This window comes from Alphaproteobacteria bacterium, assembly GCA_040905865.1.
Classification (GTDB): domain Bacteria; phylum Pseudomonadota; class Alphaproteobacteria; order UBA8366.
Map to the genome: position 1 here is coordinate 39,429 of JBBDQU010000004.1, position 22,940 is coordinate 62,368.

Consider the following 22,940-nt stretch of genomic DNA (forward strand, 5'->3'; position numbering starts at 1 on the left):
TCAGCCGGTGAAGAGCTCTTCCAGGGCCGGGCATGCGGTATGCCCTTTGCGGCATTCCGAAACCAGCGCTTCCAGCGCTGCCTCCAGTTGCCGCAGCGCTACTATCCGATTGCGCACATCCGCGATATGCCGTTCGGATATCGACCGAACCTCGTCGCACTGGTCGTCTGTTGCGTTCCGCAACGCCAATAATGCGCGCGCATCGGACAGGGAAAAACCCATGTCACGGCACCGTTTGACAAACACCAGAACCGAGACCCCGTTTTCCGTGTAGACCCGGCGACCCGTTGCGGTTCGGTCGGGGGCTGGCGTAACGCCTTCCCGCTCGTAATAGCGGATCGTTTCAATCTTGACTCCGCTGCGCCTGGATGCCTCGCCTATTGTCGCCATCGCATCGTTCCTTTTTCGCTTGATCCTGTAGTCGCTACAGGAAGGATACTGCATTCATGACGAATAAATCACTCCTCCGCCTGGGCGTTATCGGCGCCATGGTCACGGCGCTGTGCTGTTTCACGCCGCTGCTGGTCATTGTCCTTGGCGCCGTGGGGCTGTCCTCGGTGCTGGGGATGCTGGATGCGGTCCTGCTGCCGCTGCTTGGAATATTCCTTTTCATTACCGGATATGCGCTATGGAAACGTCGCCGCGTGAGCTAACCCTGCAATCGGATATCACCTGCCCCGAATGCGGGCATACCGAAACGGAAACCATGCCGACCGATACGTGCCAGTGGTTCTATGACTGCAAGGGCTGCGCTACAGTACTCAAGCCAAATCGGGGCGATTGTTGCGTGTTCTGTTCCTACGGCACGGTGCCCTGCCCACCGATCCAGGCCCGGAAAAATTGCGGCGGGTAAATCTGGATGCGGGTCCCGGCAATGCCTGTAAAATGCCGATATCCGGTGCCACAAACCTTTTGTCGCCGCTTGCATGGCACGAATTCAATGGATAGCCTGAGTGCAGTCTGGCGGATCGCCGCCGTAAATTGCCTCCAAATATTTAAAAAGGACTGCAAATGAGCGCCCTGCAGGAAGAACAGGCCAGCGAAAGGCCGGAAGACGACCTGGACTACGACGCCGTCATTGTCGGTGCGGGTATTTCCGGCCTGTACCAGCTGCATCTGCTGCGCCAGCTGGGCATGCGGGTGCGGGTGTTCGAGTCGGGCACCGGTGTCGGCGGCACCTGGTACTGGAACCGTTATCCCGGCGCACGGTTCGATTCCGAAAGCTATTCCTATGGCTATTCCTTTTCCCAGGAACTGCTGGATGAATGGGACTGGACCGAGCATTTTTCGCCGCAGCCGGAAACCCTGCGCTATCTCAATTATGTCGCGGACAAGTTCGACCTGCGCCGCGACATACAGTTTTCCAGCCGCGTGACCGCCACCCATTACGACGACGCCACCAGCAGCTGGGACGTCATCCTGGAGGACGGCAGCCGCCACCGGACGCGGTTCCTGGTCATGGCGATCGGGCCGCTGTCGATGCCGACCATGCCGCGCGTCCCGGGGATCGAGGATTTCGAGGGGCCGTCCTTCCACACCGCGCGCTGGCCGCATGAACCCGTCAGTTTCGAAGGCAAGCGCGTCGCCGTCATCGGCACCGGCGCGACCGGGGTGCAGACCATTCAGGAAGTCGCCAAAACGGTCGGCCACCTGACCGTGTTCCAGCGCCGGCCCAACTGGTGCACGCCGCTGCACAACCGGCCCATCGACAAGGCCGAAATGCAGCGGATCCGAGAAGGATACCCGGAACTGTTCAGGCGCTGCCGGGAAACCTTTGCCTGCTTCGTCCATACGATCGACCCGCGCGGCACCTTCGAGGTGACGCCGGAAGAACGCCGGGCCTTCTGGGAAAAACTCTACGCCTCGCCCGGCTTCGGCATCTGGCAGGGCAATTTCCGCGATATCCTGACCGACCGGGACGCGAACCGGGAACTGTCCGATTTCGTCGCCGAAAAGATCCGCGAACGGGTGAAGGACCCGAAGACGGCGGCAATGCTGATCCCCGACGATCACGGTTTCGGGACGCGGCGCGTGCCGCAGGAATCCGGCTACTACGAGGTCTATAACCAGCCCAATGTGGAACTGGTGAGCATCCTGGACACGCCCATCGAGCGCATTACGGCGAAGGGGCTGCGGACCAGCGAGAAGGATTACGAATTCGATCTCATCATCTACGCTACCGGTTTCGATGCGATCACCGGCAGCTTCGACCATATCGATATCAGGGGGAGCAACGGGTTGCCACTGAAGCGGAAATGGGCCGGCGGCCCGCAGACCTTTGTCGGTGTCATGGTGGAAAACTTCCCCAACATGTTCATGGTGATGGGGCCGCATACGGCGCTGGGTAATATCCCGCGCAGCATCGAATACAATGTGGAATGGATCCAGCGCCTGATCCGCTTCATGCGCGAACGCGGACTGACCCGTGCGGATGCGACAGCCGAAGCGATGGCGGAATGGACCGGCTTCGTGCGGGAAAAGGCCGAGGGGCTGCTGTCCAACGAGATCGATTCCTGGATGACCGGCGTGAACCAGAATGTCGAGGGCAAGCAGACCCGCATCCTCGCCCGCTACAGCGGCAGCGCCCCGGATTACCGCAAACGGTGCGACGCGGTGGCCGAAGGCGGCTTCAGGGAACTGACGCTGTCGTAATTCCGCGGCAACAGGCGCCGCCGTTCAGTAGCCCGATGCGGGGTCGATTTCCTGCAGCAGCGACTGGCCGGCTTCGACCCGTTTGATGTTTTCGGCGATCCCGGCCACCAGCAGGGCGACGGTTGGCCGCCGCGCCACATGCGGCATGACCGTAACCTTCGGATGCGCCCATAACGGGCTTTCCGGCGGCAGCGGTTCCGGGTGATGCGCGTCCAGCGCGGCATAGGACAACTGCCCGGAATCCAGCGCAGCGATCAGGTCTTCCGTGACCACATGCCTGCCGCGGCCGACATTCACCAGCATCGCGCCCTTCGGCATCATCGCGAAGGTGCGGGCGCAGAAGATGCCTTCGGTTTCCCTTGTCAGCGGCAGCAGGCAGACCGCGATATCGGTTTCGCTGAGGAAGGCCGCAAGCTGGTCCTTGCCGTGGAAAATCGGCACTTCTTCCTTTTCCCGCGGGCTGCGGACCCAGGCCTTCACGTCGAATTCCAGCGATTTCAGCACCAGCGCCGGCGCCTTGGCCATCATGCCATAGCCCAGGAACCCGATGCGCCGCTGTTCCGGCCGGACAATCGGCACCCGGTACCATTCCTTCTCGGCCTGGGCCTGCTGGTAGCGGGGCATGTCGCGGTGCAGCCGCAGCACATGCATGACGACATATTCGGTCATCATCGGGTCGCCGCGCGACGGCTCCACCTTGCCGAGCGGCACCTTGGGGATTCTCGGATGGTTGATGAAGTCGTCCACGCCGGCGGAGCGGGAGAACATCGCCTTCAGATTGGGCAGGTCCGGCAGGACGCCAAAATCGGGCCGCATGAAGGCAAGATACTCGATATCTGCCGGATCGCCGATATCGGGCCATATCCGGACCTCCATTCCGGGCATCTGCCGGGCGATAGTGTCAATCCACTCCGCCGCGTTGCCGATCATCCTGTCCAGATTGACGATAAGTAACGCCATGCCATCCCCCAAAGATTTGATACCGCCATCCGCCGACGTTACGCGTGCGGACCGGGCGTGTCAGTCAGATTATGGCAGGCCGCCTTGAATCCTGTAATGGAAACCAGAATCGAGCTGACGGCGCGTTATTGCCCAAGCGCGGCAATTCCCGCGACGGCGCAATCCTCGTCCTCCTGCGCGGTGCCGCCGCCGACGCCGCAGGCGCCGATGACCCTTCCGTCGCGGAAGACCGGCATCGCCCCCTGACCGAAGATCATGTGATCGCCTTCCGCCACGCGGATGCCGATCAGGGTCGGATGACCGGCGCGTTCCTGCAACTCGGCGCTTGAGCGGCCGAAGGCGGCGGAAGCGATGGCCTTGCCCTGGCTGCCATACATCCCCGCCCAGGTGGTGTTATCCATGCGCTGGAAGACGATCAGCCGCCCGCCGCTGTCCACCACGGCGACATTGATGCCGATGCCCAGTGCTTCGGCCTTCGCGATTGCCGCATCGGCGATCCGGTTGGCTTCCTTGCGTGTCAGTGACATGGCGTCCTCTCCCTCGTTGCGCTTTTCCCGTGTCAGCTGCGGACGCGGCCTTCCTCGTGCCAGGCGATCTGTTCCGCATAGCCGGTATTGTAGCTTTCGATGCTCTTGTCGTATTCGGCCTGGTTCGCGGCCGCATCCGCGCCGGGATGCGGCTCCAGCTCGAAATTCCCATAGCGGTCCGCGCCCCGCACCAGCATCGCGCGCTGCCGCGTCGTGCCGATATGCCGGGTGCTGGCGGGAATATAGCTGATGCCGTAGCCGATGCGCCGGTCATCCGATTCGTTCGGCGGGGAACTGTGGATACACAGCGTGTGATGCAGCGAGAATTCGCCGGCATTCAGCATGCCGCGCACGCCGGATTCGCGGTCGAAATCCTCGACGATGGTCTGGCCGCCGCCATTCATGCTGTTCGGGTCGGCCTTCGCCTTGTGGTGATACAGCCGCGGCGCGCCGTTTTCCGGAATGAAGGTCATGCAGCCCGATACCGCCGAGGCTTCGCTCAGCGCCACCCAGGCGGTGACGTGGTCATGCGGGCGCAGGCCGAAATAGGTCGCGTCCTGGTGCCACAGGGTGACCGCCGGGGTCTTCGGTTCCTTGATGAAAAACGTGCTCGTCCAGACCAGGATGTCCGGGCCGATCAGGGCTTGCACCGCATCCAGGATCGCGGGATGGGTGACGATGCCATGCGCCCAGGGCAACTTCACATGCAGCTTGTAGCGGGCGGCGCGGCCAAGTTCAGTCAGCTTGCCGCCCATGGCGGCCTCGTAGGCTTCCAGGTCCGCCCGTGCCCGGCGCGCGTGTTCCGCACCGATACCGGCCACGGGAAAATAAAAACCGTCATGACGGTATCCCGCAACCTGTTCCGCCGTCAGTACGCTGGTCATGGATTGCCTCCCGACGCTGTCGTCCGATAGGCCAAGTATCGGCGAGGCCGGCGCGTCGACGCAAGCCCCGCGCTGGGCGGCGCGGGCGAAGGCGTTTAACATGGCCACCGGAATGAGCGTCCGCGCGATGACGGGCGGCGTAATCGAGGAGAAAATAATGACCGAGAAGAAAATGCAGTTCGGCGTGATGCAGCGCGGCGTGTTCGACTGGAACGACGACATGCCGGCCCGGTTCGAGGAGTTGATGGAGCAGGCCCGGGTTCTCAACCGGCTCGGCTATGATTCGATCACCAAGGGCTCGCATTTTTCCTCCTATCCGCACCGGGAGATGACGCAGATTCCCTATCTCTGCCGGGTCATGGCGGAGGCGCCGGACATGCGGCTGAACGCGGGCATCGTGCTGCTGACCCTGCACAACCCGCTGGAGGTGGCGGAGACGTTCGCGACCATGGACCTGATGTCCGGCGGGCGCATGATCTTCGGCTGTGCGCTCGGCTACCGGGATGTGGAGTACAAGGCCTTCGGCGTGAAGAAGGGCGAAGGCGTGAAGGGATTCGAGCAGAACCTGGAAGCGATCAGGCGGCTGTGGACCGAGGAAAGCGTCACCATGAAGGGCGACAGGTTCGAGCTGGACAATGCGGGCATTTCCTCGCCGCTGCAGCAGGACCCGCACCCGCCGGTCTGGATCGGCGCGAATGCGGACAACGCGATCCGCCGCGCCGCGCGGCTGGGCGATTGCTGGTACCTGAATCCGCACCAGAAAATGGAAACCTTCCGGCGCCAGATGGATATCTACCGGGAGGAACTGGACCGGGTCGGCAAGCCCTTCCCGAAGGAACTGCCGATGCGGCGCGAGGTGTTCTGCGCCCGCACCCATGACGAGGCGGTGAAGGTCGCCGGGCCGTATATCAAGTCCATGTATGACGTCTATGCCGAATGGGGACAGGACAAGGCGATGGCGGCGGGCGACCGCGACATCACCCAGGATTACGAGGAACTGGCCCGCGACCGCTTCATCGTCGGCGACCCGGACGAGGTGGCGGAGGAAATGCTGCGCTACAACGAAGTGCTGGGCGTGAACCACATCATCATGAGCGTGCAGGGCATCGGCATGCCGCAGGGGCAGGTGCTCGATTCCTTTCATCTGATGGCGGAGGAAGTCTTCCCGAAAGTGCAGAAGGGCATGCCGTAAGGGAAGCAGAAGGGCATGCCGTAAGGGAAAAAGGGGCCGGTTACCCCTTCGGCATCTCCGCCAGCAGCCGGCCCAGCCCCGGCATCCTGTCGGTGATGCCGAGCAGGTTCATGCTGGCCCAGACCAGCGCCGGGTTGGTGGCGATCACGGGCTTGCCGAACTGTTTTTCCCAGCCCTCGATATGCGGCATGGTCTGGAAGTTGCCGCCAGGGACGATAAAGGCCTCGACCTCCGGCGAATCCAGCCGCTCGAAGGCCGCGGTCGCATTTTCGGCGCCGAGGCTGAAAATCGCATAGGCGTCGGTCGCCTGGAAGGCTTCCAGCGCCGCGGCCTCCAGCCCGAAGCCGGTCCTGTAGTATGCCGCCGCGCGCTCGATCACCTCGGTCGAATAGGGGGTGACGATGGCGACCCGCTTGACTCCCAGCGCTTTGGCCGCGGCCCCGATGGCCTCCGCCGAGGTCAGGGCCGGAATGCCGGAATTGTCGGTGATCAGCGTCTTCACCCGCGCGTCATAGCCATCCTCGAACAGGCTGGCGGAGGTCTGGATCAGACCGATCACCTCGACCCTGGCCTTGCCCAGCATCTTCGACTGATAGGCGACGTCTTCATCCTTGCTGGGATGGAAGGGCGAACCGCCGCCCTTGTCGCAGCGCGCATAGTGGAACTGCAGCACATCCTGCGGCAGCCGGCTGTATTCGGTTTCGATGGTCGTGTTGGTCGCCGGCAGCAGCGCCCCGATATGCCGCGTCATGGTCTGGTCCCCCTGAAGTGTTCCATAATTGCGCCAACTATGGAGGATCGGGCCGCGCCGGCCAAGAGGGACCTGCCGCCGCGTCCATCACACGAATCAGACCGGAACGCCCGTCAGCGGCCCCCGACCGAGATTGTTTTCGACCTGCGTCACACCGGGCAAGGCCTTCGCCGCCCGCTCGGCCGCTTCGGCTTCCTCCGCGTTTTCGACCACGCCCCATAGCCTTACCCTGCCATCGGAAACCATGACATTGACCAGAACCGTATCCAGTTCGTGCTCGTCCAGCAGCATCTGCTGCAGTTTATCGCGCATTTCCCGGTCCTTTGCGGCACCCGGATCGTGCCGTTCGACGATCGCGCCGGCAAGGCCGTGCAGCAGATTGGCGCGACTGACGATCCCGACCAGTTTTCCGCCGTCGACCACCGGGACGCGCTTTATGTGATGTCGTTCCAGAAGCCCGGCGATTTCGGTCGCCTGCATTTCCGGATCAACGGTAAATACGTTCCGCGTCATGACCGAACCAACCGTACGGCCGTGCGATTTTTCGAAATCAACGGTTTTCCCCGCGAACACAGCCTCCAGCCACCAGGGCCGATTGAGCGGGCTTCGCGCGTCGCCTTCCGGCCGCAGCAGGTCGCCTTCGCTCACGATACCGATGACCTTCCTGTCCTGGTCGACAACCGGGACCGCACTGATCCGGTGTTGCAGCAGCAGCGACACGACTTCATGCACCGCCGTATCCTCGGTAACCGAAATGACATTGACCGTCATGATATCCTTGGCCTGCATGGCAGAACTCCCTTTCCTCGTGGAATTGCGACCAGAATGCGCCTTACGATGCGCACGCCGCCTTGACTTGAATCAACGGTGTATTTGCCGCCGGGTTCCTGTGAACGTATTCACGGGACCCTTTTGGATAAATTCGCGTTACAATGAGGCGCCGATACCGCTGTAACACAGGCGATCCATCGGCGCAGGAGGATCCGGAGATGCATTTCGAAGATTATACCCCACTGTTTCAGGAACAGGTTCTGGCGCTGGCCGACCGCATTTCGGGCAAGGGTTATTTCCCGAACCCGTCGGCGATTTCGAAAGGGCCGAATGCCTATATGGTGCTGTGCCTGTCGGATGACGACGAACTCATCGGCTTCGCGCATGGCACCGTGTTGAAGAAGAACACGCTGGCAGAATTCCTCGATAACCGGGTAACGGACTTTCCGGACGACCTGCGCAAGGCGGATGAGGAAGGCACCATCGGCGTGATCCAGACAGTCGGCGTGCTGCCCGAATACCGGGGCGAGCGAATCGGCTCGAAACTGCTGACCATCGTGCATGACAAGCTGGTCGGGCTGGGCGGCGACAAGCTGATCGCCACCTTCAAGCGCGGGCCCGGCTCCACCAATATCGAGGGCGTGATGGAACGCCTGGGATTCGAATTCTGGACCCGGCAGGACAGCTACTGGCGCGAACAATGCGACCGCGGCGAATTTCTGTGCGCACAGCGCACCGACAAATGCAATTGCCAGGCGCTGTTCTTCCGCAAGGCGGTTTACTAGATCAGATCGTGTCTGTCTGGAATCGCCAGAGGCGATCCAACCAACATGTGAATCTGATTTATCTTATTGAAGATATAGCATCTTATCTCTCCCGGTGCTCGCGCAGAAACGCGGCGACCGCGGTGTTGAAGGCATCCGGGCGTTCGATGTTGCAGATATGGCTGGCGCCTTCGATGACATGGTGGCGGGCGTTCGGTATTTCGGTCGCCAGTTGCGCCATGATCTCGCGCGGCCCGCCGCCGCGGTCCTCGCCGCCGCCAATCAGGAGAGTCGGCGCGCTGATGCCGCCGATGCCCGCACGGTAGTCGAGGCCCAGGAACGCCGCGATAAAACCGCGAAAGCCGGCTTCGGTCGTGCGCAGGAACATACGGCGCACCGCCTCTATTGTCTCGGGATTTTCGCGACGGAAAGGCTCGGTAAACCAGCGCTCGACGGTCGCCGCGCCCAGACCCTCCATGCCGGTCTCTTCCACCATCGTGAGGCGTTGGCGCCAGTTGGCGGCAAATTCTTCGGTCATGACCGCCCGGCAGCAGCACGGCACCAGGCTGATGGTGCGACGCGGATGGCCGATTGCGATGCCGAAGGCGGTCGAGCCGCCGAATCCCAGTCCGACGACATGCGACCGCTTGATGGCGAGCGCATCCCACAGTCCGGCAACGTCTCCGACGGCATCGTCGAAGGAATACGGCCCCGTCGGCGTATCGCTTCCGGCATGACCGCGCGGGTCGTAACGCAATATCCGGAAATCCTGCGCCAGCGCCGGCGCCAGCGCGTCCCAGAAGGTCAGGTCATTGCCGATGCCGGGCACCAGAGTCACCCAGTCACCGACCGAGTTGCCGTCGATACGGCAGTTGATGGTGATGCCGTTCGCCTTGACCTTCATGGCTGCTGTTTCTCCGGAAATCGATGTTGGGCTACACTGATGGCGGGAACGAATCGCAGGGCCGGCCCCACAAGGCAAGGCCCCAGGCAGGCTGAGGGGGAAAACAGATGCCGATTATAGACGCGCAAATCCATCTCTGGCGCAAGGGGATCGGGACGCCGCCCCATCAGACGGCGCCCTATCTGGTCGAGGACGCCATCCGCGACATGGACGCGGCGGGCATCGACGGCGCTGTCATCCATCCGCCCGCGAGCTGGGACCCGGATTCCAACGAACAGGCGGTCGAGGCCGTGCAGGCCTTTCCCGACCGTTTCCGGATCCTCGCCTACCCGCCGCTCGACCGGCCGGAGAGTCCGACCTTCATCAGAACCTGGAAAGACCGTCCCGGCGTACTGGGTTTCCGGTTCTATTTCAACAAGCCGGCAAACCGGAACTGGCCGGTGGACGGCACGCTGGACTGGCTGTGGCCCGCCGCGGAGGAAGCCGGCATGCCGCTGGCCCTGCTGGCCGGCGACTGGATGCCGCAGTTGGGCGAAATTGCGGAACGCCACCCGGGACTGAAGCTGATGGTGGACCATATGGGCGCGCTGCGGGGCGCGAAGGGCGATGCGGCGTTTCCGAAGATGAACGAGCTGACGGCGCTGTCGCGTTTTCCCAATGTCGCGGTCAAGCTGACGGGCGGTCCGTTCTACGCGGATGACGCATATCCCTTCAAGAGCCTGCACAAACACTACCGCGCCATGTATGACGCCTTCGGCCCGGACCGGCTGTTCTGGGGCACCGACATCACGAAGATGCCCTGCTCGTGGCGGCAATGCGTGACGCACTTCCAGGAGATCGACTGGCTTACCGACGCCGACAAGAAGCGGATCATGGGCGAGGCCCTGTGCGACTGGATCGACTGGCGGCGATAACGCCCACGATTGGGACAGCCGCACGCCCGGAGCTTATTGCGGGAGTCGGCCTGTGCGGCGTGGCGTGCTACGATCTACCGTCAGGCGATGCCTGGCAATTGAACGCAAGCAAAGGAAAAAATCATGGCAGACAGAATCAGGGTGGGAATTGTCGGGGCGACCGTGACGCCGGGCGGTAGCGGCTGGGGCGCCAATGCGCATGTGCCGGCATTGCAGGCCTTGCCGGGCTACGAGCTGAAGGCCGTTTGCACCGCGCATGAAGAGACCGCGAAAGCCTCGGCGGCGAAGTTCGGCGCCGGGCTCGCCTTCAGCGATATGAACGAGATGGTCGCGCATCCGGAAATCGACCTTGTCGCGGTCGTTGTGCGCGTGCCGCTGCACAAGCAACTGGTCATGGCGGCGATAAAGGCGAAGAAGCCCGTATGCTGCGAATGGCCGCTGGGGGCCGACCTGGCGGATGCGACGGCAATGGCTGACGGCGCAAAAGCGGCCGGGGTAAAGACGCTGGTCGGGCTGCAGGGGCGAAGTGATCCGGCGATAATGTATGCCTGCGACATTGTCGCCAATGGCGATATCGGGGACATCGTGACCGCCAACCTGAAGGTGATGGTCAATTCGATCCCCACGCGCGGCGATGGCCGCATCTGGCAGGGAATCCGCAAGAACGGCGCGAACCCGATGACCATCCCGGGCGGGCATTCCATCGATGCCTTGTGCCATATCCTGGGCGAATTCGCCGAGATCAGCGCGCGGGTAACGACGCGTATCACGATGTGGAAGCATGAAGTGACGGGGGCGGATTTCCCCGTTGACGCGCCGGATACCGTCACCGCCGCGGGCGTACTGAAAAGCGGTGCGGAAGTGGCCTATCAGGTGGCCAGCGTGCCCCAGAACGCAAGCGGCATCTGCATGGAGATCTACGGCCGCAAGGGAACCCTGGTGCTGACATCCAATTCGCTCAACATCGGGCCGACAAAACTTCACATGGCCGTCGGCAGCGGGACTTTGGCGGAAGTAACCCCGCCGGCCCACTATACGGTGATTCCGGCGGGCCTGGCGTCCGATCCGGGCAGGAACGTCGCGCAGGCCTATGCCCGCTTTGCCGGCGCGTTGCAGTCGGGGAAGGCGGACACGCCCGATTTCAGCGACGCCATCGTGCGCCATGCGCTTATCGACGCCATGGAGCGGTCGCACCGGGACGGCAAGGTCATCAAGCTGACCTGAAACGAATCAATGGAAAAAGCGGATTCAAACGGTCGGTTGGATCGCCACATGCGATTCCAACCGACCGCGATCCGGGCTAACCCGCAACCGCGCCGGATTTTCGCAGCGCGGCGATCCGGTCCGCGGAAATGCCCCAGTCGGCCAGCGCCTCATCCGTATGCTGACCCGGCGTCGAGGGCGGTCGCTGGATCTTGCCCGGTGTGCGGCTGAACCGCGGCGCCGGGCCCGGCTGCACGATACCGGCGTTGGTGATGAAGGTTTCGCGCGCCACGTTGTGGGGATGCGACGGAGCTTCACCCATGCTCAGCACCGGGGCGAAACAGATATCGGTGCCTTCCATGATCGCGCACCATTCGTCGCGGGTCCTTGTCAGGAAAATCGCGCCGATGCGCGCCTTCATTTCCGGCCATTTCGACTGATCGCCCTGCGCCGGAAGGTCCTCGCCCGCGAGGCCAAGCGCATCGAGCAGCATTGCGTAGAAATGCGGCTCGTTCGATCCGACGCTGACGAACTTCCCGTCGCGGGTCTTGTAGACATTGTAGTGATGCGAGCCGCCGTCGAGCCGGTTCACCCCGCGCTCGTCGCGGTGGAACCCGCCGGCCAGGTAGCCGTAGCAGGCCGCCATCAGCGACGAGGCGCCGTCGATCATCGCGGCATCGACCACCTGTCCCTTGCCGGTGCGGTTCGCCTCCCACAGCGCGCTCATGATTCCGAAGGCGAGATAAATGCCCCCGCCGCCGAAATCGGCCACCAGGTTGAGCGGCGGGATCGGCGCTTCCGGCGTGCCTATGGCGTGCAGCGCGCCGGTCAGCGCGATGTAGTTGATGTCATGCGCGGCGGCCATTTTCATCGGCCCCTCCTGTCCCCAGCCGGTCATCCGGCCGTAGACGAGTTTCGGATTGCGGGCGAAGCAATCCTCCGGGCCGACGCCGAGGCGCTCGGTGACGCCGGGACGCATCCCCTCGACCAGCGCATCCGCGCCTTCGATGAGTTTCAGGACGGTTTCCACGCCGTCGGGGTTTTTCAGGTCTACCGCGACGGAACGGCGCCCCCTGTTATGCAGCATGTATTCATGCGGTACACGCGGGCTGGAGCCGACTTCGGCGGCGCGGTCGATCCGCAGCACATCGGCGCCCAGATCGGACAGCAGCATCGCGCACATCGGCCCCGGCCCGATACTGGCGATCTCGACAACCTTCAACCCCGTCAACGGTCCCATGATTTCCCCCGATTCGCTTCACATCCCCGTAGTCACTACCACAATCCGGCAGCGCCCCATACAATACCGGCAATTCAATACCGAAACGGGGAGCGGGACAAATGGCCGAACTGGTGAAATTTTCAAAACAGGGCGCGATCGGAATCATCACGGTCGATAATCCCCCGGTCAACGCGTTGAGCCCCGGGGTACCGGAAGGCATTATCGAATGCGTCAACCAGGGCAATGCCGACCCCGAAGTGAAGGCCATGGTGTTCACCGGGGCCGGGCGCGCCTTTATCGCCGGCGCGGATATCAAGCACCTGGGCAAGCCCAAGACCGAGGCCGGCCTGACCTATCGCCCGATCATCGACGACAGTTCGAAACCGATCGTCGCCGCGATCCACGGTTTCGCGCTGGGCGGCGGGCTGGAAACCGCCCTGTCCTGCCAGTACCGGATTGCCGCGAAAAGCGCCAAAGTCGGCCTGCCGGAAGTCACGCTGGGCGTGCTGCCGGGCGGCGGCGGCACCCAGCGGCTGCCCCGTATCGTCGGCCCGAAGAAGGCGCTGGAACTGATCACCACGGGCCGTCATATCCCGGCCCCGGAAGCCTGCGAACTGGGCATTCTGGACCGGGTGGTCGCGGACGACGACCTGCAATCCGCCGCCATCGCCTTCGCGGCGGAAATCGCCGATGTCCGGCCGCTGCCGCGCATTCGCGACCGTGACGAAAAACTGGCCGAGGCGAAAGCCGATCCGGGCATGTTCGACGCCGCGCGAAAGACGGTGGAACGACGGGCGCGCGGCCAGATCGCGCCATTGCAGGCGATCAAATGCGTCGAGGCCGCGGTGACCCTGCCCTTCGATGAGGGCCTGCAGCGGGAACGCGACCTGTTCGACGAAATCGCCAATCTCGACCAGGGCAAGGCGATGCGCTACGCGTTCTTCGCCCAGCGCCAGGCCAACAAGATTCCCGATATCGGCAAGGACATCGCCGCGCGCAATGTCGACAGCGCCGCGGTGATCGGTTCCGGCACCATGGGCGGCGGCATCGCCATGGTTTTCGCCGATGCCGGCATTCCGGTGAAGCTGCTGGATATGAGCCAGGAGGCGCTGGATTACGGTATCGCCAGGATCACGGCCAATTACGAAACCAGCGTGAAACGCGGCAGCATGCCGGCGGAAGACCTGCCCAAACGCCTCGCGCTCATTGAACCGGTGCTCGACTTCAACGCGATCCGGAACGTCGATATGGTCATCGAGGCCGTTTACGAGGAAATGAACGTCAAGAAGGCGGTCTTCGCCCGGCTGGACGAGATCATGAAACCGGATGCGGTGCTGGCGACGAACACCTCGACCCTGGATATCGATGAAATCGCCGGCGCGACCAACCGGCCGGAATCGGTGATCGGCACGCATTTCTTCAGCCCGGCCAATGTCATGAAGCTGCTGGAAATCGTGCGCGGCAAGGCGACGGGCAAGGATATCGTCGCCACCTGCACGAAACTGTCCCGGCGGCTCGACAAGGTCGGCGTGGTGTGCGGCAATTGCGACGGGTTCCTGGCCAACCGCAGCCGCGGGCCCTTCGGCACCGAAATGAACATCCTGGTCGAGGAAGGGGCGACGCCGCAGCAGGTCGACCGGGTCATGGTCGAATTCGGCTATCCGATGGGCCCCTTCGCGGTCGCCGACCTCGCCGGGCTGGACATCAGCTACGCGGTCCGCAAATACCGCGCCTCGCTGAACCCGAACGGTTACCGCAAGCTGCCGATTCCCGACAAGCTGGTCGAAATGGGCCGTCACGGCCAGAAGACTCGCGCCGGCTGGTATCTGTACAAGGAAGGCGACCGCACCCCCTGGCCCGACCCGCTGGTGACCGAGGTTATCGCCGGCGTCGTGAAGGACCTGGCCATCGAGCAGCGCGAATTCACCGATGACGAAATCCTGCAGCGGCTGCTGTTTGCCTCGGTCAACGAAGCGGCGAAGATCATCGAGGAGGGCATCGCCTACCGCGCCAGCGATGTGGACGTCATGTGGGTCAACGGCTTCGGCTTTCCGCGCTACAAGGGCGGGCTGATGTACTGGGCCGACGGCATCGGCGTGAAAAATATCCACGACACGATGCTGCAATGGCAGGACCGCTACGGCGACCGCTGGAAACCGGCGAAACTGATCAGCGACCTCGCGGCGGCGGGCAAGGGATTTCTGGCGGCGTAGGAACCAGCGGCCTGCCTTGATAACTGTAATTAAACTGATTATCTTATCTAAATTGATCAATTTGATTACAGGTCGGTCTGGATGGATATTTACACCGCAAGCGATGCCAAACGGGAATTTGGCGAATTGCTCATGAAATCGCAGAAAGCCCCCGTCGGTGTGACCCGAAACGGCAAACCCGTTGCGGTCATCCTTTCCGATAGTGACTATCGGGCCCTGAAATTGCAGGCGTTGCGGGCGGCGCTGATCGAAGGAGAGCAGAGCGACGACGCCGGCATTCTGGATATGGAAGCGATCCGGCAGAAAGCCCGGCGACTGACAACCTGAAACAACCGGGATGTTCAGTCTTCATATCCAGACTCTGGCGGAGCAGGATATTATCGATATCTGGCGATACTCTTTCGAGAACTGGGGCGAGCGACAAGCAGACAGATACCACGACCAATTGACGGCAGCGTTCAGGCTTATCGCCGAAAACCCTGAAATTGGCGTCCGTTGCAACGAAGTCCGGCCAGGTTACAGAAAGTTTCCCGCAAACCGCCATCTGATCCTGTATCGGATCAGCGATGCCACGATCCATATCATCCGGGTCCTCGGTGCGGATATGGACTACGAGGCGCAGTTGTAAGCTTCAGCGAAGACTCATTCCGCCGCCTGCGCCTGTTCCCATATCCCGACCGCGCCGTTCGCGCCCAGCGCATCGATGGCGGCGTCGTCATAGCCGATTCCGCGCAGGATTTCCCGGCTGTGTTCGCCGATATACGGTGAATGCGCCAGCGGATCGCCCTGCCGCGCGGGCGGCAGGCCGGGAATGTTGGGGAAGGGCACGCGGCCGACATCCGCATGGTCGATCCACTGCACGGCATTCACCGCCCTGACATGCGGATCGTTGAAATAATCGCCGTAATCATGCACGGGCGCGTTCAGCACGCCGCCGTCGTTCAGCGCCGCATGCAGTTCCGCCACGGTCAGCTTCTTCGCCCCTTCGCGCATTATCGCCATCAGTTCGGCTTCGTTCTCGAAGCGGGCGGCAACGGTCGCATAGCGCGGGTCGGTCGCCAGATCGTCGCGGCCGATCACCTTGCAGAAGGCGACGTAATGGGCATCGCGGCGGCCGTTGATATTGATATAGCCGTCGCTGCATTCGAAGGTGCCGACCGGTACGCCGGACGGTAGAACGGCGTCCCCTTCAAGCTGGTACTCGACCATCTTGGCCGCCTGGAAGGCGCCGATGGCTTCCATCAGGCTGGTCGCGATCCGTTTCCCCTTGCCGGTCATCGCCCTGCGGTACAGCGCCGGCGCCACGGCCTGGAACGCGTACAGCCCGGTGGAGATATCGATGGCCAGCAACCCCACACGCGTCGGCATGCCCCCGGAATCGCGGGTGGCGGACATCAGCCCGGAATAGGCCTGCATGACCGAATCCGTCGCCGGCAGGCTGGCGTTCGGGCCTTCCTGGCCGAAGCCGGTAATCGACAGGTAGACCACCGACGGGTTGCCCTTCACGACGCCGGGATAATCGAGCCCGAAGCGCGCCATCACGCCCGGCCGGTAGTTCTCCAGGATGACGTCCGCTTCGCTGGCGAGTTTTTTGGCGATGGCGAGTCCGTCGGCGCTCTTGAAGTCCAGCGCGATGCTCTTCTTGCCCCGGTTGAAGGGGATGCTGTGCGCGCAGTGCTGGCCGTGCTGCTTGCCGATGGCCCGGCCCCAGTCGCCCGCCAGCGGTTCCAGCTTCACCACATCGGCGCCGTGCTGCGCCAGCAGCATGCCGCAATGCGGCCCCGCCACGCCCTGCGAGGCATCGAGAACCTTTACGCCACGGAACGCCAGATCGTCGTCACTCATCGGTCACTATATCCTTGCTGCATTTCTGAATTGCGCCATTCGACCGAAACAGGGCGACCGAATCCAGCGAAAAATAGACCACGGGTCAGCACTTGTCGCCCGTCTTCGCCCGTGAACCCGCCGACCGCCGGAGCAACAGCCCGAATTCGGCTACCCGCCGAACCGGATGCGCGGTACTGTCGATCAAACGACCGGTACAAATATGCAGGGAGGAAAGCATGTACAGGATCGAAACGCTGGTTGTGAACGACAGCCCCATGGAGGTCTTCGTCTTCGAACCGGAAGGCGCGGGGCCGTTTCCCGGCATGGTCGTGGCGCAGCATATTCCCGTCGGGCACACCGGGCTGGAAAACGATACGTTCACGCTGGATGTCGGCGAAAGAATGGCGGCGAACGGCTATGTCACGGCAATTCCGTTCATCTTCCACTGGTGGCCGAAGACGGACGAGATGGCGGTCAAGCGTGCGGGTTTTCGCGACGACTGGACCATCGCGGACCTGAACGCCGCCTTCGATTTCCTGGCGGCGCGGGAGGATGTGGATGCCGCGCGCATCGGATTGCTGGGCCACTGCTGGGGCGGTCGGGTCGCCTGGGTCGGCGCCGCGACCAACCCCCGGTACCGGGCCATGACGATGCTGTATGGCGGGCGGGTCCGGCTGCCCATGGGCGGCATTCCCGCCATCGAACTGGTGGACCGGATCAAGTGCCCGGTGCTGGGCATCTTCGGCAACGAGGACCAGAGCCCCTCGCCGGAAGACGTCGATGTCATGGACGCGGCGTTGACCGGCGCCGGCGTCGAACACACATTCCATCGGTATGACGGCGCCGGCCACGGGTTTCAGGATTATACGAATCCGGACCGCTTCCGCGAAGGACCGGCGAAAGACGCCTGGGGCAAACTGTTGGCCTTTTTTGAAAAGGAGCTGAAATAGCCATGCGCTGTCCGGGTTTCGCACTGATCCTGCTGCTGGGTGCCACGGGCGTGGCCGCGGCGCAGGGAAGCGGCACATCCGAAGCAAACAAGGTCGATGTGGAACTCGTGCTGCTGGCCGATGCATCCGGATCGATCGACGAGGCGGAAATCCGTCTGCAGCGCAAGGGCTATGCGGACGCGATAACCCATCCCAAGGTATTGAACGCGATCCGCGACGGGCTGTACCGGCGTATCGCCGTGACCTATGTGGAATGGGGCGATCAGTATTCGCAGGAAATCGTGGTGCCCTGGACCGTCGTGGACGGGCCGGAAAGCGCGGCAAAAGTGGCGAAGATCCTCGTGGAAACGCCTCGCCTCGCCATCGGGCCGAACGCCATCGGCGCCGCCATCGCCTTCGGTCAGGGACTGATCGAAAGCAACGATCTGATCGGCACGCGCCGGGTGATCGATTTTTCGGGCGACAGCGCCAATAACTGGGGCGGCATTTCGATTGCCGAGGCGCGGGCCGCCGCATCCGCCGGCGCGATCACGATCAACGGGCTGGCCATCATGTGCCGGCAATGCAACGGAAGGCCGGTCGAATACGATGTCGAGGAAGCCTTCAAGAACAACATCATCACGGGCCCCGGCAGTTTCGTCGTGACCGTGGACGAGAACCAGAGCTTTTCCGAAGCGGTGCTGCGCAAGTTCCTGCTGGAAATCGCGGACAATCCGGCCCCCGCCGGCAAGGGCGGCTGAAACGGAAAACGGCGCGCCCTGGAAATTCCGGAACGCGCCGCTTCCTGCAAACCGATAAATTACGCCTTGCCAAGCACCGCTTCGCGGAACCAGTCCTTGTTGGTCGCGGCATCGCGGTTGCGCGGCACCGAGGGCGGGTCGCTGACCCCGACCTTCAGAAGCACAAAGGATGTCCCGTTGCCGGAATAGAGCACCTGCGAGGCTTCCGGGATGTCTTCCTCATTGATCACCGTGCGCACCGCCTGGATGCCGGATCCTTCGGCGATCTTCGCCAGATCGACGCCGAGCCCCGTATGCGAACGCTGGAACCCGGTTTCGCCGTAATGTTCGTTGTCGACGCACAGGATACTGAGGTTCGGCGGGTTGAGGATGCTGATCGTCGCCAGCGTACCGGCATTCATCAGCAGTTCGCCGTCGCCGGTCACGCAGACCACCCGCTTGTGCGGCTGCGCCAGCGCAAGGCCCAGCGCCATGCCGGCGGCCGCGCCCATCGCGCCGAACAGCGGATAGACCCGCTTGCTGTCCGGCCCGACCGCTTCCAGCACGTCGTTCTTGGATCCCGCCAGGCCGGTGATGAACAGGATATCGTCGCTGGACGTGTCGCCGAGGATCGCCTTGACCGCCGCGCGCCGTTCCAGGTGACCCGTCGCCGTCTTGCCGGCGGAGCGTCCGGCGCCAAGCGCCTTGGATTTATCGTTCATGTTGAATTCTCCCTTTACCCGAACGCTTTCGCGCCGATCAGCCGCTGTGTCAGCAGGACCGCGATCGACATGCCCGACTGGAAGACCATCGACAGCGCCGCTTCGGTGATCTCCGCGACTTCGTCCGGCGTCTCGGCCCGGAAACAGGTCACGCCCATTGCTTCGAGCGCTGGCTGCGTGCCCTGCCCCATGGGTATCTGCCAGGAATTCGCCTCGCCAAAATCGCCCCGCATGGTGACATAGGTCAGGAACGGAAACCGCCCGCCCTTGATCAGCGACAGCAGGTTGATGCAGTTGCCCGAACCGCTGCTCTGCATCAGCAGCACGGCTTTCGCGCCGCCCAGATGCGCCCCGGCGCACAGCGCAACGCCTTCTTCCTCCGTCGTCAGCGCCACCGAATGCACATCGGGGTCCGCCAGCGACCTGTCGATGACGGTCGCATGCCCCGCATCGGGCACATAGGCAAACTGGGTCACCCCGGCCGCCTTCAACTGGTCGTAAAGCTTGTCTGGCCAATCCGTCGCCATATCTCGTTTCTCCGCTTGTGGTTTCAGGCGCGCAATCAGGAGCCCGCGCCATGGCTGTTCACTGGGCACGCCAATCTATTATAGCACATCAGGTTTGAATGGAACCGGAACAGGTTCCATTCAAACCTGTGAAGGTGCTATATCTTCAATAAGATAGATCAGAGCCGCCTTGTACCGCAGTTCCGCCGGGCGGGAAACCGGCAGATGCCGGAATCCCGCCCGTGACGGCTACAAGGTGTTTTCGCTTCCCAGCAGCACCGTGCACTGGCTGGAGAAAACGCCGCCATTGCCATGCGCCAGCGTGACATTGGCGTTTTCAATCTGCCGCTTACCGCAGACGCCGTGGATCTGCCGCGCCGCCTCGATCAGCACCAGCAGGCCGTACATGCCAGGATGGCAGTAGGACAGCCCGCCGCCATTGGTATTGACCGGCAGGCGGCCGCCCGGCGCGATGCCGCCGTTTTCGACGAAGGAGCCGCCTTCGCCCTTCTTGCAGAAACCGAGATCCTCCAGGAACATCAGCGTGCAGATCGTGAAAGCGTCATACAGCACCGCCACGTCCACATCGGTCGCGCCCAGGCCGGCCGCCGTATAGGCCTGCCGCCCCGATTCCACCGCGCCGGATACGGTGAAGTCCGGCATGTTTGAAATGCTCTGATGGGTCGTCGTTTCGCCGGCGCCCAGAATGAAGGCCGGCTTGTGCTTGAGATCCTTCGCGCGTTCCGCCGTGGTCATGATGACCGCGCCGCCGCCATCGGTGACGAGGCAGCAGTCCCGAACCGTGAAGGGATAGCTGACCATGCGGGCGTTAATCACATCCTCGATGGACAGGGGCTCTTTCTCCCACGCCTTCGGGTTCAGCAGCGCCCATTTGCGCGCCGCGACGGCAATTTCCGCCAGTTGTTCGCGCGTTGTGCCGTACTGGTACATATGCCGCGAGGCCGCCATCGCGTAGGCGCTTGGCGGCATCATCGGCCGGTAGGGATCCTCGTAGGGCAGCGGTTCGCGCGACGATGCCACCGCGCGGCTGACCGAACGCTGCGTGCTGCCATAGGCGATCAGCGCCACTTCGCACATCCCGGACTCGATCGCCGCCTGGGCATGCCTGACATGCGCCATGAAGGACGAGCCGCCGACCTGGGTCGAATCCAGGTAGCGCGGCCGCAGGCCGAGATATTCGCACAGCATCAGCCCGACCATGCGCGACTGGCTGGCGGCAACGAAAACGCCGTCGATATCGAACAGTTTCAGCCCGCAATCCTCCAGCGCGCGATGCGTCGCCTGGCCCATCAGATCGGCAATGGTCATATCGGGCGACACGAGACCCAGATCCGATTCCGCCGTGCCGACGATGGCTGTCTTTCCTCTTAAACCGGTCATGTTTCAGCCCTCCGCCGGATCGAATACAGGATAGGAAGGCTGCTTGTCCGTTCCGGGGATCATGCGCACCTTCACGCGCATGCCGATCTTCACATCCATCGGGTCGATGGATTCAACACGGCTCATCATCTTGAAGCCTTCATCGAGTTCGACCATGGAAACGTCATACGGATCCTTGTCGCGCGGGAACAGGGTCGTTGTGGCGTAGACCGTGCCGAGCCCCTTGCTGACCCGCCATTCCAGGTTCGGGCTCGCGGTGCCGGGCGCGGTCAGCCGGGGATAGAACACCACCGATCCGTCGTCGGTGCACACCTGATAGGCAAGCTCACCACGCTCGCAGTGCTGCCGGTATATCGCCAGCGGCGAAATCGGCCCGGTTGCTTCGGCCATATTTTGGATCCCCCTTGATTCCTGATTGTCTCTGATTGCAGTACACGATTCCGTCGCCCGACCGGGCGGGCGCTAGAGTGGCGCGAAGGACGGGTCGATGGCAAGAGCGTATCGCCCCGCCACCACTCGGCTCATACATGCTGCGCCAGGAAGCCCTTCATCAGATCGATGGCGCGGTCGGTGTCCCGTCCCGGCTTCTGGGCGAAGGCGTGCGGCATGTCGGGGAACAGGATGCGCTCCACATCGCCGCCGCTGGCGCGATAGGTTTCCACAAAGCGTTCGGAGATTCCCAGCGGCACGTTGTCGTCCTTCGTCCCCTGCAGGATCAGCATCGGCGGCAGCGCACTGTAATCGCCGCGTTCCAGCGATTGCTGCGGGCTGCCCTCCATCATGGCTGCTTCATCGGGAAAATAGGCTTCCGACGGTTCGATCAGCCGGGCGACGCCCGACGCCTTCGCGTACAGGTAGCGGGCATGGGAATCGAGTACCGGCCAGCCGGTTATCGCGTAACGCAGGGATGCATCCCTGTCCTCGCCGCCGGGCACCGGTTCGGCGGCGTATTTCGGGTCGTCATAGCGCAGCGCGCTCAACATCATCGAATGGCCGCCGCTGGAAGTGCCGAGACCGCCGACATTGTCCGGATCGCCGTTGAATTCACCCGCATGGGCCTTTGCCCACCTGGTGCCGTAATTCACGTCCATCACCTGGGCCGGGTAGATGTGTTTCGGCGCCTGACGGAATTCCAGCGCCATGACCAGCATGCCGGTCGCCGCCAGCGCGGTATCGATATTCTCGTTGTTCAGGTAGGCGCCGCGCGACCATGCGCCGCCATGCACGTCGACCAGCACGGGAAACGGCCCGTCGCCCTGCGGCTGGTAGATCCGGACCGGCCAGTCTTCGCCGTCGCCGCTGCGATAGATACGGTCAAGGGTTTCGACCTTGAAGGTCGCGTTGCGGTCATACGAACTGGTCATGGCGATCCTCGGGTGCAGGAAGAAACGAAACCGAAATGCCGCGCAAACAAAAACGGCGGCACCCATGATGCCGCCGTTTCGCACACAATAAAAGGCGATCTGCTCTATCTTTTGGATTAAAAGCAAATTCACGTGTTAATCGGAATCACCCGGGTGATTCCGATTAATCACGATTTGCTTTAGTGATCGAGGAAGCTGCGCAGCTTGCGGCTACGGCTCGGATGCTTGAGCTTGCGCAGCGCCTTCGCCTCGATCTGGCGGATACGTTCGCGCGTCACCGAGAACTGCTGGCCGACTTCCTCCAGCGTGTGGTCGGTATTCATGCCGATGCCGAAACGCATGCGCAATACCCGTTCCTCGCGCGCCGTCAGGCTGGCCAGCACACGGGTCGTGGTTTCGCGCAGATTGGCCTGGATCGCGGCGTCGGACGGCAGGATCGCGTTCTTGTCCTCGATGAAATCGCCGAGATGGCTGTCCTCCTCGTCGCCGATCGG

The 22,940-nt window shown here is 62.8% G+C and carries 27 protein-coding genes; 12 read left to right on the forward strand and 15 right to left on the reverse strand.

Annotation, left to right across the window (positions count from 1 at the left end; all coding sequences use genetic code 11):
• Positions 1-390, reverse strand: a complete 390-nt coding sequence (locus WD767_00825) for a MerR family transcriptional regulator (GenBank protein MEX2614614.1) — start codon at positions 388-390, stop codon at positions 1-3.
• Positions 391-446: 56 nt separating this feature from the next.
• Between WD767_00825 and merF the strand changes: the two genes are divergently transcribed.
• The 3 genes from merF (at position 447) to WD767_00840 (ending at position 2,652) form a co-directional block, all read left to right on the forward strand.
• On the forward strand, positions 447-653 hold the full coding sequence (gene merF / locus WD767_00830) for a mercury resistance system transport protein MerF (GenBank protein ID MEX2614615.1): 207 nt from the start codon (positions 447-449) through the stop codon (positions 651-653).
• On the forward strand, positions 629-853 hold the full coding sequence (locus WD767_00835) for a GDCCVxC domain-containing (seleno)protein (GenBank protein MEX2614616.1): 225 nt from the start codon (positions 629-631) through the stop codon (positions 851-853). The genes merF and WD767_00835 overlap by 25 nt, the downstream gene beginning before the upstream one ends.
• 158 nt (positions 854-1,011) lie before the next feature.
• Positions 1,012-2,652 (forward strand): NAD(P)/FAD-dependent oxidoreductase, encoded by a 1,641-nt coding sequence (locus WD767_00840; GenBank protein ID MEX2614617.1) that lies wholly within the window; start codon positions 1,012-1,014, stop codon positions 2,650-2,652.
• Positions 2,653-2,676: 24 nt separating this feature from the next.
• Here the strand turns inward: WD767_00840 and WD767_00845 are convergent, their stop codons facing one another.
• The 3 genes from WD767_00845 to WD767_00855 all read right to left on the reverse strand — a co-directional run bounded on the left by WD767_00845 (position 2,677) and on the right by WD767_00855 (position 5,023).
• The gene (locus tag WD767_00845; protein ID MEX2614618.1) at positions 2,677-3,612 is read right to left on the reverse strand and encodes a glyoxylate/hydroxypyruvate reductase A; all 936 of its coding nucleotides are present in this window, start codon (positions 3,610-3,612) and stop codon (positions 2,677-2,679) included.
• Between the two features lie 125 nt (positions 3,613-3,737).
• A complete protein-coding gene (locus WD767_00850) occupies positions 3,738-4,139 on the reverse strand; it encodes a heme-binding protein (GenBank protein ID MEX2614619.1) in 402 nt (133 codons plus the stop codon).
• A 32-nt stretch (positions 4,140-4,171) separates the two neighbouring features.
• Positions 4,172-5,023 (reverse strand): phytanoyl-CoA dioxygenase family protein, encoded by an 852-nt coding sequence (locus WD767_00855; GenBank protein ID MEX2614620.1) that lies wholly within the window; start codon positions 5,021-5,023, stop codon positions 4,172-4,174.
• A gap of 157 nt (positions 5,024-5,180) precedes the next feature.
• Between WD767_00855 and WD767_00860 the strand changes: the two genes are divergently transcribed.
• The gene (locus WD767_00860) at positions 5,181-6,215 is read left to right on the forward strand and encodes an LLM class flavin-dependent oxidoreductase (protein ID MEX2614621.1); all 1,035 of its coding nucleotides are present in this window, start codon (positions 5,181-5,183) and stop codon (positions 6,213-6,215) included.
• Positions 6,216-6,255: 40 nt separating this feature from the next.
• Here the strand turns inward: WD767_00860 and WD767_00865 are convergent, their stop codons facing one another.
• Positions 6,256-6,966 carry a hypothetical protein gene (locus WD767_00865; GenBank protein MEX2614622.1) on the reverse strand — a complete coding sequence of 237 codons (711 nt, stop codon included), beginning with the start codon at positions 6,964-6,966 and terminating at the stop codon, positions 6,256-6,258.
• Positions 6,967-7,062: 96 nt separating this feature from the next.
• The gene (locus WD767_00870) at positions 7,063-7,755 is read right to left on the reverse strand and encodes a CBS domain-containing protein (GenBank protein ID MEX2614623.1); all 693 of its coding nucleotides are present in this window, start codon (positions 7,753-7,755) and stop codon (positions 7,063-7,065) included.
• A gap of 200 nt (positions 7,756-7,955) precedes the next feature.
• Here WD767_00870 and WD767_00875 point away from each other — a divergent pair, with 200 nt between their 5' ends.
• Positions 7,956-8,522, forward strand: a complete 567-nt coding sequence (locus WD767_00875) for a GNAT family N-acetyltransferase (GenBank protein MEX2614624.1) — start codon at positions 7,956-7,958, stop codon at positions 8,520-8,522.
• Between the two features lie 82 nt (positions 8,523-8,604).
• On the opposite strand, the gene WD767_00880 is transcribed toward WD767_00875, so the two are convergent.
• Entirely contained in the window at positions 8,605-9,405 is an 801-nt protein-coding gene (locus tag WD767_00880; GenBank protein ID MEX2614625.1) for an alpha/beta fold hydrolase, read from the reverse strand.
• Positions 9,406-9,512: 107 nt separating this feature from the next.
• Here WD767_00880 and WD767_00885 point away from each other — a divergent pair, with 107 nt between their 5' ends.
• Positions 9,513-10,319, forward strand: coding sequence for an amidohydrolase family protein (locus tag WD767_00885; protein ID MEX2614626.1), 807 nt, complete (start codon positions 9,513-9,515; stop codon positions 10,317-10,319).
• A 123-nt stretch (positions 10,320-10,442) separates the two neighbouring features.
• Positions 10,443-11,543: a Gfo/Idh/MocA family oxidoreductase gene (locus WD767_00890; GenBank protein MEX2614627.1), complete on the forward strand. Its 1,101-nt coding sequence runs from the start codon at positions 10,443-10,445 to the stop codon at positions 11,541-11,543.
• Positions 11,544-11,619: 76 nt separating this feature from the next.
• Here the strand turns inward: WD767_00890 and WD767_00895 are convergent, their stop codons facing one another.
• Complete coding sequence (locus WD767_00895; GenBank protein MEX2614628.1) at positions 11,620-12,762, reverse strand: CaiB/BaiF CoA-transferase family protein; 1,143 nt, start codon at positions 12,760-12,762, stop codon at positions 11,620-11,622.
• A gap of 101 nt (positions 12,763-12,863) precedes the next feature.
• Between WD767_00895 and WD767_00900 the strand changes: the two genes are divergently transcribed.
• From WD767_00900 to WD767_00910, 3 genes are all read left to right on the forward strand, one after another.
• On the forward strand, positions 12,864-14,957 hold the full coding sequence (locus WD767_00900; protein MEX2614629.1) for a 3-hydroxyacyl-CoA dehydrogenase NAD-binding domain-containing protein: 2,094 nt from the start codon (positions 12,864-12,866) through the stop codon (positions 14,955-14,957).
• Positions 14,958-15,038: 81 nt separating this feature from the next.
• A complete protein-coding gene (locus WD767_00905; protein ID MEX2614630.1) occupies positions 15,039-15,284 on the forward strand; it encodes a type II toxin-antitoxin system prevent-host-death family antitoxin in 246 nt (81 codons plus the stop codon).
• A 10-nt stretch (positions 15,285-15,294) separates the two neighbouring features.
• Positions 15,295-15,585 carry a type II toxin-antitoxin system RelE/ParE family toxin gene (locus WD767_00910; protein ID MEX2614631.1) on the forward strand — a complete coding sequence of 97 codons (291 nt, stop codon included), beginning with the start codon at positions 15,295-15,297 and terminating at the stop codon, positions 15,583-15,585.
• A 14-nt stretch (positions 15,586-15,599) separates the two neighbouring features.
• On the opposite strand, the gene WD767_00915 is transcribed toward WD767_00910, so the two are convergent.
• The gene (locus tag WD767_00915) at positions 15,600-16,802 is read right to left on the reverse strand and encodes a CoA transferase (GenBank protein MEX2614632.1); all 1,203 of its coding nucleotides are present in this window, start codon (positions 16,800-16,802) and stop codon (positions 15,600-15,602) included.
• A 218-nt stretch (positions 16,803-17,020) separates the two neighbouring features.
• Between WD767_00915 and WD767_00920 the strand changes: the two genes are divergently transcribed.
• On the forward strand, positions 17,021-17,734 hold the full coding sequence (locus WD767_00920) for a dienelactone hydrolase family protein (protein MEX2614633.1): 714 nt from the start codon (positions 17,021-17,023) through the stop codon (positions 17,732-17,734).
• 2 nt (positions 17,735-17,736) lie between these two features.
• Positions 17,737-18,474, forward strand: a complete 738-nt coding sequence (locus WD767_00925; protein ID MEX2614634.1) for a DUF1194 domain-containing protein — start codon at positions 17,737-17,739, stop codon at positions 18,472-18,474.
• A gap of 59 nt (positions 18,475-18,533) precedes the next feature.
• Here the strand turns inward: WD767_00925 and WD767_00930 are convergent, their stop codons facing one another.
• The 6 genes from WD767_00930 to WD767_00955 form a co-directional block, all read right to left on the reverse strand.
• Positions 18,534-19,175 carry a thiamine pyrophosphate-dependent enzyme gene (locus WD767_00930; GenBank protein ID MEX2614635.1) on the reverse strand — a complete coding sequence of 214 codons (642 nt, stop codon included), beginning with the start codon at positions 19,173-19,175 and terminating at the stop codon, positions 18,534-18,536.
• A 14-nt stretch (positions 19,176-19,189) separates the two neighbouring features.
• On the reverse strand, positions 19,190-19,702 hold the full coding sequence (locus tag WD767_00935; protein ID MEX2614636.1) for a phosphonopyruvate decarboxylase: 513 nt from the start codon (positions 19,700-19,702) through the stop codon (positions 19,190-19,192).
• 228 nt (positions 19,703-19,930) lie between these two features.
• Positions 19,931-21,082, reverse strand: a complete 1,152-nt coding sequence (locus WD767_00940; GenBank protein MEX2614637.1) for a thiolase — start codon at positions 21,080-21,082, stop codon at positions 19,931-19,933.
• Positions 21,083-21,085: 3 nt separating this feature from the next.
• Positions 21,086-21,472 carry an OB-fold domain-containing protein gene (locus WD767_00945; GenBank protein ID MEX2614638.1) on the reverse strand — a complete coding sequence of 129 codons (387 nt, stop codon included), beginning with the start codon at positions 21,470-21,472 and terminating at the stop codon, positions 21,086-21,088.
• Positions 21,473-21,603: 131 nt separating this feature from the next.
• Positions 21,604-22,446 carry an alpha/beta hydrolase gene (locus WD767_00950; protein MEX2614639.1) on the reverse strand — a complete coding sequence of 281 codons (843 nt, stop codon included), beginning with the start codon at positions 22,444-22,446 and terminating at the stop codon, positions 21,604-21,606.
• A 179-nt stretch (positions 22,447-22,625) separates the two neighbouring features.
• A partial coding sequence (locus WD767_00955; protein ID MEX2614640.1) for a sigma-70 family RNA polymerase sigma factor occupies positions 22,626-22,940 on the reverse strand: 315 nt, incomplete at its 5' end.

Excerpts from the sequence above, each read along its gene's own strand:
- WD767_00825 (MEX2614614.1), bottom strand. The coding sequence starts at position 390 with ATGGCGACAATAGGCGAGGCATCCAGGCGCAGCGGAGTCAAGATTGAA.
- merF (MEX2614615.1), top strand. The coding sequence starts at position 447 with ATGACGAATAAATCACTCCTCCGCCTGGGCGTTATCGGCGCCATGGTC.
- WD767_00835 (MEX2614616.1), top strand. The coding sequence starts at position 629 with ATGGAAACGTCGCCGCGTGAGCTAACCCTGCAATCGGATATCACCTGC.
- WD767_00840 (MEX2614617.1), top strand. The coding sequence starts at position 1,012 with ATGAGCGCCCTGCAGGAAGAACAGGCCAGCGAAAGGCCGGAAGACGAC.
- WD767_00845 (MEX2614618.1), bottom strand. The coding sequence starts at position 3,612 with ATGGCGTTACTTATCGTCAATCTGGACAGGATGATCGGCAACGCGGCG.
- WD767_00850 (MEX2614619.1), bottom strand. The coding sequence starts at position 4,139 with ATGTCACTGACACGCAAGGAAGCCAACCGGATCGCCGATGCGGCAATC.
- WD767_00855 (MEX2614620.1), bottom strand. The coding sequence starts at position 5,023 with ATGACCAGCGTACTGACGGCGGAACAGGTTGCGGGATACCGTCATGAC.
- WD767_00860 (MEX2614621.1), top strand. The coding sequence starts at position 5,181 with ATGACCGAGAAGAAAATGCAGTTCGGCGTGATGCAGCGCGGCGTGTTC.
- WD767_00865 (MEX2614622.1), bottom strand. The coding sequence starts at position 6,966 with ATGACGCGGCATATCGGGGCGCTGCTGCCGGCGACCAACACGACCATC.
- WD767_00870 (MEX2614623.1), bottom strand. The coding sequence starts at position 7,755 with ATGCAGGCCAAGGATATCATGACGGTCAATGTCATTTCGGTTACCGAG.
- WD767_00875 (MEX2614624.1), top strand. The coding sequence starts at position 7,956 with ATGCATTTCGAAGATTATACCCCACTGTTTCAGGAACAGGTTCTGGCG.
- WD767_00880 (MEX2614625.1), bottom strand. The coding sequence starts at position 9,405 with ATGAAGGTCAAGGCGAACGGCATCACCATCAACTGCCGTATCGACGGC.
- WD767_00885 (MEX2614626.1), top strand. The coding sequence starts at position 9,513 with ATGCCGATTATAGACGCGCAAATCCATCTCTGGCGCAAGGGGATCGGG.
- WD767_00890 (MEX2614627.1), top strand. The coding sequence starts at position 10,443 with ATGGCAGACAGAATCAGGGTGGGAATTGTCGGGGCGACCGTGACGCCG.
- WD767_00895 (MEX2614628.1), bottom strand. The coding sequence starts at position 12,762 with ATGGGACCGTTGACGGGGTTGAAGGTTGTCGAGATCGCCAGTATCGGG.
- WD767_00900 (MEX2614629.1), top strand. The coding sequence starts at position 12,864 with ATGGCCGAACTGGTGAAATTTTCAAAACAGGGCGCGATCGGAATCATC.
- WD767_00905 (MEX2614630.1), top strand. The coding sequence starts at position 15,039 with ATGGATATTTACACCGCAAGCGATGCCAAACGGGAATTTGGCGAATTG.
- WD767_00910 (MEX2614631.1), top strand. The coding sequence starts at position 15,295 with ATGTTCAGTCTTCATATCCAGACTCTGGCGGAGCAGGATATTATCGAT.
- WD767_00915 (MEX2614632.1), bottom strand. The coding sequence starts at position 16,802 with ATGAGTGACGACGATCTGGCGTTCCGTGGCGTAAAGGTTCTCGATGCC.
- WD767_00920 (MEX2614633.1), top strand. The coding sequence starts at position 17,021 with ATGTACAGGATCGAAACGCTGGTTGTGAACGACAGCCCCATGGAGGTC.
- WD767_00925 (MEX2614634.1), top strand. The coding sequence starts at position 17,737 with ATGCGCTGTCCGGGTTTCGCACTGATCCTGCTGCTGGGTGCCACGGGC.
- WD767_00930 (MEX2614635.1), bottom strand. The coding sequence starts at position 19,175 with ATGAACGATAAATCCAAGGCGCTTGGCGCCGGACGCTCCGCCGGCAAG.
- WD767_00935 (MEX2614636.1), bottom strand. The coding sequence starts at position 19,702 with ATGGCGACGGATTGGCCAGACAAGCTTTACGACCAGTTGAAGGCGGCC.
- WD767_00940 (MEX2614637.1), bottom strand. The coding sequence starts at position 21,082 with ATGACCGGTTTAAGAGGAAAGACAGCCATCGTCGGCACGGCGGAATCG.
- WD767_00945 (MEX2614638.1), bottom strand. The coding sequence starts at position 21,472 with ATGGCCGAAGCAACCGGGCCGATTTCGCCGCTGGCGATATACCGGCAG.
- WD767_00950 (MEX2614639.1), bottom strand. The coding sequence starts at position 22,446 with ATGACCAGTTCGTATGACCGCAACGCGACCTTCAAGGTCGAAACCCTT.